The following is a 13,734-nucleotide window of genomic DNA, read 5'->3' on the forward strand; positions in this document are numbered from 1 at the left end:
TAAACAATAAAATCTCTTTATGAAATTAAGTTAGTTTTAAAGAGGTGGGTAGGAATTAATATTCAATTAAGGCAGAGCCTAAAATTAAATAAATAAAGATTGTGAGGAATTTGTTATGGATAGATTAAAGGTTGGTATAGTAGGTTGCGGTAATATATTTCCTATGCATGCTCAATCAATTAAAGAGGTTGAAAATGTAGAGATAGCTTGTGTTTGTGATATTAAAGAAGAGAGGGCAAAGGCTAAAGGAATAGAGTATAATTGTAATTACTATTTAGATTATAAAGATATGTTCAAAAAAGAAAATGTTGATGTGGTACATATATGTCTTCCACACTATCTTCATCCAGAGGTTTCAATATATGCTTCAAAGTTAGGAGTACATGTATTAACAGAAAAACCTATGTCAATAAATTTAGATGATGGTGAGGCTATGGTAAAGGCAGCTAAAGATAATAATACTGTACTAGGAGTTATATTTCAAAATAGATATAATCCAGGATCTAAGCTAATAAAAGAAACTTTAGCTTCAGGGTTATTAGGAGAAGTTAAATCTGGAAAGTTAGAAGTAACTTGGGATCGTTCAGATGAATATTACACAATGAGTGATTGGAAAGGCACTTGGGATAAAGAAGGTGGCGGAGTTATAATTGACCAAGCTATTCATACTATGGATTTAATGAGATGGTTTGTAAATGATGAGATAGACTATATAGATGCTAATATAAGCAATAGAGCACATGAAATAATAGAAGTTGAGGATAGTGCTGAAGGTGTTATTAAGTATAAAAATGGAGTCCTAACAGCTTTTCATGCCATAAATTATTACAGTTATGATGCTCCAGTTAAAATAGAGATTCATTGTGAAAATGGAATTGTTAGCATGACTGCAGATAGAGCTCATATAAAGTTTAATGATGGAAGAGAATTAATAGCAGATAATGATCCAAATGAAACTTTTGATTATGGTAATGGGGTAAAAGGATATTGGGGAACAAGTCATAAGAAGCAAATAAAGGACTTTTATGAAGCGTTAAAAAAGGGAAGAGAGCCTGACATAACAGGAGAAGAAGCTTTAAAAACACAAAAAATGATTTGTGGTATATATAAATCAGGAAAAGAGAGAAAGAAAATAGTATTATAAATAAAAATTAAGTATCAAAGAGATAGTATTAAAAATAATAAATCTTATATTTGAAATTGATAAAATGGTAAGATGATAGGTTTTCTATTTATCTTGCCATTTATTATATTATTAAGAGTAAAGCCATATAAACTATAGAAAAGTAAGTTACTTTTTTTTATTGATATATTAAAATTAGATATAACTAGTAAATATCTGTGTATGTTAAATTTTTACAAATATTATATAATAAATAATTGCTTTTAGATATTTAAAATGTATTTATTAACTATAAAAAGGGGGAAGTATTGAGAGATACTATTTCTCAATGCATACAACATGAAGGGGTATTTTGAAAAAACAATTCTTGAATCCGATTTTCCAATGAGATTATTTTTTAATAGAGCTAATGTAAGCACTTCTCACCATTGGCATGAAGATATTGAGATTATATATTTACTTGAAGGCAATTTAAAAGCTGGAGTAAATAATAAACTATATAACTTAAGAACTAGAGATATACTTATGATAGGTCCAGGAGAAGTGCATTATTTTTCTAAAGAAAAAGAGCCTAGTACTAGAGCTGTAATACAGTTTAGAATGTCTATTTATGACAGCTTTCATTCAGGGGCAAAAGATAGAATAGCTTTAAAACCTATGTTTTCCAATTGTAGAGTATTGAGTCCAGGAGATGAAACTTATGATTTATTAGAAGCTCAAATAAAGGATATGATAAGAGAGTATGAGGAAAGAAAAGATGGATATAAGCTTTTCTTGAAAGCTAGACTTTATGATGTAGCAGGGTTACTTATTAGACATTTACCTAAAATAGAGGAAAATGAAGAAGTGTCTGAGAAACAAAAAGAAAGATTAGAGAAATTAGATAACGTTATGCAATATGTTGAAAAACATTATAATAGCAATATAACCTTAGACGATATATCTAAGGTTGCAGGTTTTAGTAAATATCATTTTACTAGATTTTTTAAAGGGAATACTGGAATGACTTTTATTGATTATTTAAACAATTTTAGGATTGCTCAATCGGAGTGGATACTTTTAAATGAAGAAAATAATATTACAGATATCGCTTTTAAATCAGGTTTCAATAGTGTTAAGTCTTTTAATAGGGTATTTAAAGATTTAAAAGGATGTAGTCCTATGGAATATAAAAAGAAGAATAAAATTTAAAATAACTTATAATAAAACTTATAAATGTTTATGTTTTTATATCATATGTATATTTTTATAAGTTTTATTATTCCTAAGGAAATAAAATATATTTATTAATCTCTTATATAAACTTGATGACCACATCTAATTTCACTTAATGTTTTAATTCCTAAATCATTATTTCTATTTATATGCTTTAAGAAAGCAGATTCTAAGGTTCTCTTCTCTAGTAAAGATAATTTGTCCCATATTACTTTTGGAAATAAGTCTTGTATTACAAAGCTTTCACCAGAATTAATATAACTTAAAAGATTTATAGCTTGGGGTAGTAGTGCATTCATAAGAAAACCTCCTTTTCAAAAATGAAAATACTATTGACTATAATATATGCTTAAATTTTTAAAATAAGAACTATGGAATAGTTGATTCTTATCTTAAGGGTTTAAAATATTTTACTAAACTTAAAATTAATTTGTAAAAAAACGAAATATTTCTAGTTGAACTTACGAATATATTAATGAAACCAAGAAAGTACTTTCAGTTTTATTTAGGAGGAATATTTAATTGATAGATAAGGGGAATTTTATAAAACAACTTAAGAAAAAGAATACTAAAGCTTTAGATTATGTTATAGATAATTATTCTAATGTTATATTTAAGGTAGCTTATGGAGTATTAAATAATAGACAACTTAGTGAAGAATGCGTTAATGATGTGCTTTTAAAAATATGGGATAACATTCATCACTTTAATAAAGAGGAAGATAAATTCTATCCTTGGGTTTTAGCACTTTCTAAATATACAGCTATAGATATATTGAGAAAAGAGGTAAGACATTCTAAAACATTAGATATAGATAAATTAATAGTTTCAAAAGAGGTATGTTTAGCTAGTGAGTATCATAGTAAGGTAAAATTAGCTAAGGTTAAACAAGAAATTAATTCTATGAAGGATATTGATAAAGAAATCTTTTTAAGAAGGTTTTACTTAGATGAAAGTAGTGAAGAAATCGGAAAAAAGATGGGATTAACAGATAAGTTTATAAACCTTAGAATTTTTAGGGGGAGAAATAAGTTGAAAGCTAAGTTTACGGGGAGGGATTTTTAATATGGAACCAAAGGATATTTTAGAGAACATAGATGAATTTGATTTAGATAATATAGAGTTAGCAAAAGTAGATTTAGATGAAATGGGAAAAGAGAGGATAAGAAAAAATTTTAAAAACACTATTAAAGATAGAAGATTTAAAAGTAGAAAAGGTAAGATTATTGCTGTTAGTCTAGCATTTGGAATATTTTCAACAGTTATGATTACTACACCAGCCATAGCTTCTAATATACCTATTATAGGAGATGTTTATAAGGAACTAGGATTCTTTAAAGGAGTTGAACATTACACAAACTATATAGGAAAAAGTAAGGAAAAGAACGGCTATAAGTTTACAATAGATAATATTGTTAGCACATCAAGTGATTTTTTAGTTGGGGTAAAGATAGAGAGTGAAGTACCTTTTAATAAAGAGGACAGAGATGTTTTTGATACGAAAATTGATATGACTAAGTTAGGTATAGGAACATTATCTAATTGTTCTAATATATATTACTTAGATGATAAAACAGCAATACTTACTACATCTATTAATACTTTAGATAGAAATTTTAAAAAACAGGGAGAAATGGACATTAAGGTTTTAAAATATGGAGACGAGGGAGTTGAATTTGCTATCAATTTTTATGTGAATATTGATTTCTCTTCAAGCTTTGATAAAATTGAAACAATAGAGGTAGAAAAAGATTTAGTAGAAAATCAAAAAATAATGAGTTTAGAGGGTACTATATTAGGTAGTAAGCTTTGGTTTGAAGGAAGTGAATTATTTCCTAATGATTTAGAGTTGTATTTACTTGTTGATGGAGAAATCCATAGGGGAAAAGGTGCTTTAAGTAATCTTCCAGATGTGGGACAGGGCATTTCAAATGTTGAGTTTGAAACTTTAAATTATGATGATATTAAAAATGCAAAAGAAATTAAACTTTTAAGTTTAGAGGTTGAAAGAAGTTTTGATGATAGGAAACCTGAAATAAAGTATGAAGAAAAAGATGGAATAACTTATCCAAGTGAATTTAAGATTGGAGAAGAAGTTAAACATGAAATTTATGACCTTAAGAGAGAAGATGGAAAGATAAAGTTTTACTTTAAAGATAATGGAGGAATAAGTCCATTAAATAGATTTGTATTAGAAGAGGAAAAGGAAAATAAAAATGTTTTAGGAAAGTTTGAATATGGATTTTTTTATGAGAATCCTGCGAAAACAGGAGAATTTATATTAGAATTTAATGAGATAGAAGGAGGTAAATCTTTAAAATTAGAAGCTTTCATAGGGGATATAGAGAAAAGAAATATAAAAAATTATAAGATAATAGATATAAAATAATATGAATTTTTGATTAAAGTAAGTTTGAATTTTATATAATTTTATTAAATAAGAGAACATAAATTAAAGTAGATTTAAAAAAAGAAGTTATTTATGTGAGTAAAATTATTATGTAGTTTTACTTACCTTCTTTAGTGTATAATACAATATATAATAAATAGAATAAGGTGAAATTATGTTAGAAAACAGAGTTAATTTTGATATTAGCTCATGTTATAACTAAAGAAAATTTGGAGGAAATAAATGAGTAAGAAAAAAGTAATAGTAGTTGGTGGAGGACCAGCTGGTATAATGGCATCAATAACTTCATCAGTTAATAATGAAGTTATACTAATAGAGAGAAATAATGAAATAGGTAAGAAGTTAAAGCTTACTGGTGGTGGAAGATGTAATATAACAAATAATAGAGATATAGAAGAGTTCTTTGATAAGATAGTTACAAATAATAAGTTCATGTATAGTGCATTATACACATTTTCAAATTATCAACTTTTAGACTTTTTAAGTAAAAAAGGATTAGAATATAAGGTTGAGCTAGATCAAAAGGTTTATACTAAGAGTGATACAGCAGAAGAGGTAATTGGTATATTTAAAAGAGAATTAGAAGAGTGTAAGGTAAGAGCATTATATAACTCTAAAGTTTCTGATTTAATAGTAGAAGATGGAGAAATTAAAGGAGTAATTACTGATAATGGAAAACAAATTTTAGGTGATAAAGTTATAATAACTACTGGTGGGAAGAGCTTCCCTAACACGGGATCAGATGGAGAGATGTACGGAATATTAGAGAAATATGGTCATTCAATAACTCCAATTCATGCAGCATTAATCCCACTAGTTACAAAGGAAGACTTTGTAAAGAATCTTCAAGGTGTAGCCATGAAGGATGTAGTTGTATCGGCTAAAATTAAAAAGAAAAAATATGAGAAGTTTGGGGATATGATATTTACTCATTTTGGAGTATCAGGTCCAGCAATTTTAAAATTATCATCTTATATAACTAAGGCCTTAGGTGATGGAGAAGTAGAGTTAACATTAGATTTCTTAAAGGATAAATCAAGAGAAGAAATATCACAAATAATAAGAAGTAATCCTAATAAAACAGTTTTAAATAACTTAAAAGGAACTCTTCCTCAAAATTTTTTAAAGCAAATATTTGAGATGCTAGGGTTAACTGAAGTTAAAGCTAGTGATTTGAAAAAGGAAGATGAAAATAAAATAATAAATTACATGAAAGATATGAAACTTACAGTTAGAGAGACTTTAACAATAAAGGCTGCTCAAGTAACTTCAGGTGGAGTTAAGGTTAAAGAAATAAATGCTTCAACAATGGAGTCAAAACTTATAAAGAATCTTTATTTTGCAGGAGAGCTTATAGATATTGATGCTGAAACAGGCGGGTATAATCTTCAGATGGCATTTTCTACTGGGTACTTAGCAGGAAGTGATTTCTAGAAAGACGTGATTTAAATGTATTTAAATGATGAAGAATATTTAAAGAAAGAAGTAAAAACTCTATGTGATTATTTAATTAGTGATGATGAAGTTTTCTCTAAGAAAAAGTATGCCTATGCTAGAGTGTATAATAGCATAGAATCTATATTTGAATGTCAGGTAGGAGGACTTAAAAACCTATCATTAAGTAAAGAAGAAGTTAAGTCTATAATAAAAGAGTTTGTTGATAATAGTGATATAAATTTCAATAATAAGTAAATTTTAAAAGTGTAAAAGATATTAATAAAGATTATTTATTAATATCTTTTTTTGTTGACTTTGATATATTAAAGGTATATAATTAAGAAAAAATTGAATGAAATTAAATTTATATAAATTTAAAATAGCTCGATGAAATGGATGGAATATTTGATGAATTAAAATTTACTTTCTATAAATAGATATAAAGTAAATTAAAAAACTTGATTATACTTAGATTAAAAAAACTTAAATAGGATAAATTAAATGTGTAATAAAACACAATTAAGGAGAGATTGATTATGTTATATGATTTTAAAGTTAAAGATGTAGACGGAAATGAAGTTTCTTTAAGTGATTATAAAGGAAAAGTACTTTTAATAGTTAATACAGCAACTGGATGTGGATTTACACCTCAATATGAAGGATTAGAAAAACTTTATTCTAAATATAAAGATAAAGGATTTGAAATCTTAGATTTCCCTTGTAATCAATTCTTTGAGCAGGCTCCAGGAACAAATGAGGAAATTGTAGGTTTCTGTAAGTTACATTTTGGCACAAACTTCAAAACTTTTGCTAAGATTGATGTTAATGGAGAAAATGCAAGTGAATTATATAAATTCTTAAAGAAAGAAGCTCCAATGGCAAAAGAAGATGATGCATCTTTAGGATTTTACGATAAGTTAAAAGGATTAGGATTCACAACAGAAGGTTCAGAAATTAAATGGAACTTTACTAAGTTCTTAGTTGATAAAAATGGTGAAGTTATAGCGAGATTTGCGCCAACATTTGAACCAGAAAAATTAGGTGAATTAATAGAAGAGTTATTAGCAGAATAAGAATTATAATATATTAAAAGGCTTTTAGTCATCAAAATAATGACTAAAAGCCTTTTTACATTTTGTTGAAAAAATATTAACTTAATATTCATGGTAGAGTAATTATTTTGTTATATTGAGAAGGTTGTTGGAGTTTATACTTAATAAGTATTGTGTAATTATTTGGAATTATTATTTGATTTGTACTATATAAGGGGGAAAAATGATAATAGAATGTAAAAATGTAAAAAAAACATTTAAGGTTGGGAGTAATTCTGTTGAAATATTAAAGGGAATAAGTTTAGGAATTGAAAAAGGTGAGTTTACAGCTATAATAGGAGAATCAGGTTCTGGAAAGTCAACTTTTTTAAATATTGTAGGTGGAATAATGCCTTGTGATGAGGGAGAGATAGTTATAAATGATATTCACTTAGAAGGATTAAATGAAAATGAATTAGCTTTATTTAGAAGAAAGAACATGGGATTTATATTTCAAAGTTATAACCTTCTTCCTCAGCTTACTGCATTAGAAAATGTTGAAATGCCATTAATATTTTCTGGTGTTCCTAAAAAGGAGAGAATTAAAATAGCTAAAGAAATGCTTGAAAGAGTTGGGCTAACTGATAGGATGGAGCATAAACCATCAGAGTTATCAGGAGGACAACAACAGAGGGTATCAATAGCTCGAGCTTTAGTTAATAAGCCAAGTGTTATTTTAGCAGATGAACCAACAGGAAATTTAGATAGTAAAACAACTATAGAAATATTAGAGTTATTAAAAGAATTAAACAAGAAATTTAATACAACATTTATAGTTGTAACTCATTCTCAGGTAGTTTATGAATATGCTGACAAGATAATAAAGATGGAAGATGGTCTTTTGTGTTAATTAATATTTAATATATTATTGTTTTGGAATTTAAGGGGGAATTTTAATATGAAAAGAAGAAATTTAGGGATAGCTTTAGCAGTATCAACAATTATGTCATTATCTATTATATCGGTTGAAACATTTGCATTTTCGTCTGATATAAATAGCCTAGTACAAGGTGAAAATCAAAATGGAGAAGAAAATAATAATGGTGGAGGGGAACAAGTAACACCTCCAATTAGTAATATACAATCAAAGGATGTGATAATTAGTTCGGTAACAATAGATGAAGAAATCGTTGAACCAGGTACTCCATTTACATTAACTTTTAAGGTTGAGAATATTAGCGGAAATACAATTCAAGGATTATCATTAAAAATTGTTAATGTTGAAGGAAAAGGTACTTTAGATGGATTTATGCCTGTTGGAACAACTAACGAAATATATGTTGGAAGTATAGCTAAAAATGATATTAAATACGTAAGTATAACTTTAGCTAGTGATCCAAATATAAAGGCAGGAGTTCATAACTTTGTAACTAGTGTAACATTTAATGAAAAAGGAAAAGAGCCAGAAGAAATAACAAAGGTTGTTGGAATTATGGTTCAAAATACTCCAAGCTTAAGTATAAGTGGAATAATGCCATCCGAAGCTATGATAAGTGCAGCTTTAAGAAATGATAGTAAAACAAAAATAAAAAATGTAAATGCCAAAGTGATTATAGATGGAGAAACTTTAGAACAAAATATAGGTAGCATAGATGTAGAAGGTGAAGAATATATGGATATATCTATAAGTCCTTCTGATATAGAAAGAACTGCTGATATTGAAGTAAGTTATGAAGATGGCACTGGAAAACAATATGTTTCAAAAAGCTCATGTAAGGTTCCTCCAATGATGCAGGTTGAAGTTGAACCAGAGAAAAAGACTAAATTGGGATTAATATCATTTATAAAAAGCTTATTTGGATTTTAGGTGATAATTTATGAGATTTAATGATTTGCTTTCCATAATATGGAGGAATATGTGGAAGAGAAAAACAAGAACTATATTCACTATGATGGGTGTAATAATAGGATGTCTTGCTATATTTATTATAAGTTCTATAACAAATGGTTTTGAAAGATATTTAACTTATGAAATGGAAAGTTTAATGGATACTTCTATAATAACGATTTATCCTAATTGGGAGATGGAGGGAGAAGAAAGTAGTAAAGAGGAAATATCAAAGAATAAATTGACAGATAAAAACGTAGATGAATTAAATAATCTTGGGTATTTTTCTGAAATAATTCCTAAAAGATATGGACATATTTATATGAGATATGGAAAAGTTGAAGCTTATTCAAGAATGTTAGCTAATGATAAGGTTAGTTTAACACCAGAAAATGAACTCTTGGCTGGTAAAGCTCCTAGGCCTAGAAGTAAGGAAGTATTGATTGGGTATGATGTAGCAAAAGAGCTTTTAGGTTATACGTGGGATCAAAAAGTTGAAAATGAATCAGAGTTTAAGGAGTTAATTGGGAAGAGGCTTAAATTAGGTGGACAAGATTATGGCGTGGATGAAAATGGAAATTCGATTAAGAGTAAACAAATAACATGTACAATTTCTGGAGTATTGGCAGTTGGGAATGGTTCTAGAAATTATGAAATGCAAGGTTCAAGTAAACTTGTAGAGGAGATAATAAGAAGTGAACCGTTTAGTGATGAACAGTATCTAAAAGATATGTTATCTACTTATGAACAGATTGATGTTAGAGTAGAGGATAAAGAAATGTTAGAATCTTATGAAGGTATATTAAGAGAGATGGGTTATCAAACTAGTTCTTTTAAGGAATTTGAGAAACAAACAAGATCAATGTTATTAGGGGTCAGTATAATACTTGGCTCTTTGGCAGGAATTTCTTTACTTGTAGCAGCTTTAGGAATTACCAATACAATGGATATGGCAATTTATGAAAGAAATAGAGAGATTGGTGTAATTAAAGTTATTGGCGGAAGCGTTAAGGATGTAATAAAAATATTTGTTGGAGAAGCTTGCGCAATATCAATGACTGGTGGATTTATATCTATTATACTTGGTTTATTGTCTAGTTTGGGTATAAACTCTATAGCAAAGTCTGTTACAGGAAATATGATGGGACAACCTATAGAAAAAATAGCTATTCCTAGTATTGGATTGATCTGTGGTATACTTCTTTTCTGCCTAGTTATTGGATTTATAGCAGGTATTTTACCGGCTAGAAAAGCTGCTAAAACAGATGTAATAACAGCAATAAGATAAAAGGATTAAATAATAAGGAACGTACTTTGTATAGTACGTTCCTTATTATTTAATTAAGCTATTTTGATTATTTGAACCCATGAACCTATTCCGTTACCTAATATAGGAGTGTCTCCTAATACAGCAGGTGTAATAGTTATTGATGCAGAAGTTGTTGCTGTTGTAGATTCATTTCTTAAAGTAAACACATCACCAACATTAGCATCTATAGCTATACTTCCATTAACTACTCCTATAGAACCTGTTGTAACGTTAGGAACACCAGATACAAAGGTTCTAATATTGGCATTTTTATATAATGAAACTATTGCGTTTTTAGAAGCTGTATCATTATTTGTTAAATTAAATGACCAAATAAACAAGTATCTTCCAGAAGCATTAACTGTAAAAGTGCCGGTAGCAGGGTTAGCAGTTATTGCTGTTGAGTTTGAGCCATTAGGATTTTGGAGATTATAGGTAAAAACTCCTGATGGAATTACGGTGGTAGTTGTAATTAAGGAGTAACTTACCAATAAAGTATCATTTATTATATTTCCAGCAGGTCCTTGAGGTCCTTGAGGGCCTTGAGGACCAGTAGCCCCTGTTGCACCAGTAGGGCCGGTAGCACCAGTAGCACCAGTAGGACCTTGAGGCCCAACTGGGCCAGTAGCACCGGTAGGTCCTTGAATACCTTGAGGACCTTGAGGTCCTTGAGGGCCTGGAATACCAGCGGGACCAGCAGGTCCTTGAGGACCAGTAGGGCCAGGACAACCCTTAGGTCCAGGACAGCCTTTAGGCCCAGGAGGGCCAGGAGGACCTGGGTAGCATTCTGGATAGTGAGGACCATGGGTATAGCAATAATCATAACAATTGCAGTTTGGTTTATAACAATCATAATTATACTCGCAATACTTAGGATTATATGGAGTATATTTACAATCATCATAATATTTATCACAATAATCGTAATTATTATAATCATAATAATATTTATTAGGATTAAAATCTCTTCTTAACATAAAAATCTCCTCATAAAAGATTAAGAAAATAAATTCTCAATATTAGTTTATGAAAAAATTGTTATGTTGTGCTAAAAATATATAATTATGTAAAAATAACAATTATAATAAATTAGAAAGTCATAATCAAATTGATTATGGCTTCCTAATTAAGTAGGTCTTTGAATAAAGTAATTCCAAAAACTGAATATGATATTAAATAAATATTATATGCAACTAGTATAATATTTATAATTTTTATAATCTTGTTTATAAATTTTTCAATTTTAGAGCCTGTTTTAATTTTAGCTATTTTAAAATTAGCTTTCCATGGGAATAGTAATTCAATTCCCTCAGAAGTTATAAAATCTAGAGCTAAATGTGAAATATAACCACATATAAAACCAAAAGAAATTGAAAATAAAATTATATTTCCATCACTTATATATAGTATTGTATAAAATATAGAGCAGATTATAGCGACACACAAAAGGCTATGAGTAAAACCTCTATGTCTACATTTACTACCAAAATGTTTAGATAAAAAAGGATACATTTGGCTAATTGATGATTTTCTTTGATCTATATCTGGAAATAGAGCACCTATATACGAGAAATGAAAGAATAATGCTACCAATAAAATTTTATATGCTAAGTTATAGGGCGTTAAGAACTCTGTTATTAAATAGTTTAGTGTAAGTAAGCCTATGCAAACTCCACCAGTTGAATGTGTTTCTTTTGTCATATAGTCTCCTTTATATTTATCATTAGTTCTATAATAAAAATATTACCACAATATGAATTTAATATAAAGGATATGAATATTATTGGAAACAAAAAATTCCTAGGAAAAGAATGGACGGTTCTATTTCCTAGGATGATAGTTATGGTGGTAATTTTATGTAAGGTTTCTTACCAAATTAAAGTAATAACTTTACTGCTATTTATTTCACTCATAAATAAATTTACTACGTACCTTCATTAAAGAGAGTTTCCGTTGAATTTTTGAGATGGATTTAATATTTAAAATAAATCTCTTTATTCTAAAAATAAATTATGTTTTCAACAAAAATATTCTCAAGTATTAAGGGAGAAAAAAGAGTTGCTATTATATATTAATTAAGCTTCTCAAATAATCAACTCTCTTTAAATGAAATTACTCAAAATAAATAGTTACTACAAATCTCTTGTAAAATTTATTACAACTGTATTTTAACAAGTTTTTCATGTAGTGGGAATACTTTATGCATAACTGGGTAAAAAACATGCAAAAGTGGGCAGCCTTGTATATAATTTAGTTAGGATTTAATTGAATTAAGTTCTATAATTATAATATATAGAATAGTTAAGGAGAGAATAATATGGAAAAGTGGGTTAAATGGGCAACAGAGATAGACTCAATAGCACAGGCAGGTTTAACATATTCTAAAGATAATTTTGATATAGAAAGATTTAATCAGTTAAAAGAAATTGCTAGTGAAATAATAAGTGAATATACAAAAATAGAATTGGATAAAGTAAAAAAAGTAATTTTAGATGAAAAAGGATATTTAACACCTAAAGTAGATGTAAGAGCAGCCATAATAAAGGATAATAAAATTCTTATGGTAAAGGAAATATTAGAAGATGCTTGGAGTTTGCCAGGAGGATGGGCAGATATTAATCTATCATTAAGTGAAAACATAATAAAAGAATCCTATGAGGAATCAGGAGCAATAATTAATCCCAAAAAACTCATAGCTGTTTTAGATAGAAATAAGTACAATGAACCTAAACTTATTCAGAGTATATATAAAATATTTGTTTTATGTGAATTAAAAGAAATAGAATTTAAAGAGAATATTGAAACTAGTGAATATGGTTTCTTTGGAATTGATGAACTACCTAATTTATCTATTAGTAGAAATACTAAAGATCAAATAAAAATTTGCTTTGAAGCTTATAAAAATACTAACTTTGAAGCAATTTTTGACTAATTATAAATGCTTTAAATAAAACTTACAAATAAATTTTAAGAGCCGGTAAGCATTCTTTTAAATCATTTGTAAGTTTTATTATATTACTATTTAAAATAAACCTTAATTAGGAATATTCTGACTGGAATAACTTTGTTTTAAAACCCTTTTTTCTTGGCTTCTATTCCACTTTGGTTAATTCCAGGCTCCTCAATACTTGTATTTAAATGATTATTAGACCATTGGTTTTGAGTTTTGTGTCCATTAGCTAAATAGTTTTCTTTTGAGTAATCTTTTTTATTTTTATTTTTCATAATATCATCTCCTTAATAAGTTATATTATTAGTATGTAAATTTCTAAAAAAATTATATTGTAAATTAAGACCATATATGTATAAAATAATTTTAAG

The 13,734-nt window shown here is 27.9% G+C and carries 15 protein-coding genes; 11 read left to right on the forward strand and 4 right to left on the reverse strand.

Translation table 11 applies throughout. The features are described from left to right. Positions 1–115 precede the first annotated feature (115 nt). Positions 116–1,144, forward strand: a complete 1,029-nt coding sequence (locus ACQZHJ_RS07575; protein ID WP_430484941.1) for a Gfo/Idh/MocA family protein — start codon at positions 116–118, stop codon at positions 1,142–1,144. 363 nt (positions 1,145–1,507) lie between these two features. After that, on the forward strand, positions 1,508–2,314 hold the full coding sequence (locus ACQZHJ_RS07580) for an AraC family transcriptional regulator (RefSeq protein WP_430484942.1): 807 nt from the start codon (positions 1,508–1,510) through the stop codon (positions 2,312–2,314). 95 nt (positions 2,315–2,409) lie between these two features. On the opposite strand, the gene ACQZHJ_RS07585 is transcribed toward ACQZHJ_RS07580, so the two are convergent. Continuing rightward, complete coding sequence (locus ACQZHJ_RS07585) at positions 2,410–2,637, reverse strand: single-stranded DNA-binding protein (protein ID WP_430484943.1); 228 nt, start codon at positions 2,635–2,637, stop codon at positions 2,410–2,412. A gap of 223 nt (positions 2,638–2,860) precedes the next feature. On the opposite strand from ACQZHJ_RS07585, the gene ACQZHJ_RS07590 reads away from it, so the two are divergent. The 8 genes from ACQZHJ_RS07590 (at position 2,861) to ACQZHJ_RS07625 (ending at position 10,392) form a co-directional block, all read left to right on the forward strand. After that, on the forward strand, positions 2,861–3,403 hold the full coding sequence (locus ACQZHJ_RS07590; RefSeq protein WP_430484944.1) for a sigma-70 family RNA polymerase sigma factor: 543 nt from the start codon (positions 2,861–2,863) through the stop codon (positions 3,401–3,403). 1 nt (position 3,404) lies between these two features. After that, entirely contained in the window at positions 3,405–4,727 is a 1,323-nt protein-coding gene (locus ACQZHJ_RS07595; protein WP_430484945.1) for a DUF4179 domain-containing protein, read from the forward strand. 243 nt (positions 4,728–4,970) lie between these two features. Then, a complete protein-coding gene (locus ACQZHJ_RS07600; protein ID WP_430484946.1) occupies positions 4,971–6,182 on the forward strand; it encodes an NAD(P)/FAD-dependent oxidoreductase in 1,212 nt (403 codons plus the stop codon). Between the two features lie 15 nt (positions 6,183–6,197). Further along, complete coding sequence (locus ACQZHJ_RS07605; RefSeq protein ID WP_430484947.1) at positions 6,198–6,440, forward strand: hypothetical protein; 243 nt, start codon at positions 6,198–6,200, stop codon at positions 6,438–6,440. 281 nt (positions 6,441–6,721) lie between these two features. Further along, positions 6,722–7,258, forward strand: coding sequence for a glutathione peroxidase (locus ACQZHJ_RS07610; RefSeq protein WP_430484948.1), 537 nt, complete (start codon positions 6,722–6,724; stop codon positions 7,256–7,258). Positions 7,259–7,460: 202 nt separating this feature from the next. Continuing rightward, positions 7,461–8,126: an ABC transporter ATP-binding protein gene (locus tag ACQZHJ_RS07615; protein WP_430484949.1), complete on the forward strand. Its 666-nt coding sequence runs from the start codon at positions 7,461–7,463 to the stop codon at positions 8,124–8,126. A 48-nt stretch (positions 8,127–8,174) separates the two neighbouring features. Further along, positions 8,175–9,083, forward strand: coding sequence for a hypothetical protein (locus ACQZHJ_RS07620; protein WP_430484950.1), 909 nt, complete (start codon positions 8,175–8,177; stop codon positions 9,081–9,083). 49 nt (positions 9,084–9,132) lie between these two features. Then, positions 9,133–10,392: an ABC transporter permease gene (locus ACQZHJ_RS07625; protein ID WP_430484951.1), complete on the forward strand. Its 1,260-nt coding sequence runs from the start codon at positions 9,133–9,135 to the stop codon at positions 10,390–10,392. 53 nt (positions 10,393–10,445) lie between these two features. On the opposite strand, the gene ACQZHJ_RS07630 is transcribed toward ACQZHJ_RS07625, so the two are convergent. Then, the gene (locus tag ACQZHJ_RS07630; protein ID WP_430484952.1) at positions 10,446–11,390 is read right to left on the reverse strand and encodes a collagen-like protein; all 945 of its coding nucleotides are present in this window, start codon (positions 11,388–11,390) and stop codon (positions 10,446–10,448) included. Positions 11,391–11,535: 145 nt separating this feature from the next. Further along, entirely contained in the window at positions 11,536–12,114 is a 579-nt protein-coding gene (locus ACQZHJ_RS07635) for a metal-dependent hydrolase (RefSeq protein ID WP_430484953.1), read from the reverse strand. A 616-nt stretch (positions 12,115–12,730) separates the two neighbouring features. Between ACQZHJ_RS07635 and ACQZHJ_RS07640 the strand changes: the two genes are divergently transcribed. Continuing rightward, complete coding sequence (locus ACQZHJ_RS07640; RefSeq protein WP_430484954.1) at positions 12,731–13,345, forward strand: NUDIX hydrolase; 615 nt, start codon at positions 12,731–12,733, stop codon at positions 13,343–13,345. Between the two features lie 137 nt (positions 13,346–13,482). Here ACQZHJ_RS07640 and ACQZHJ_RS07645 read toward each other — a convergent pair whose 3' ends face one another. Beyond that, positions 13,483–13,638, reverse strand: coding sequence for a hypothetical protein (locus ACQZHJ_RS07645; protein ID WP_430484955.1), 156 nt, complete (start codon positions 13,636–13,638; stop codon positions 13,483–13,485). Between the last annotated feature and the right edge of the window lie 96 nt (positions 13,639–13,734).

Origin of the sequence: Clostridium sp. B9, assembly GCF_050509515.1 — a bacterium.
Taxonomy (GTDB): domain Bacteria; phylum Bacillota; class Clostridia; order Clostridiales; family Clostridiaceae; genus Sarcina.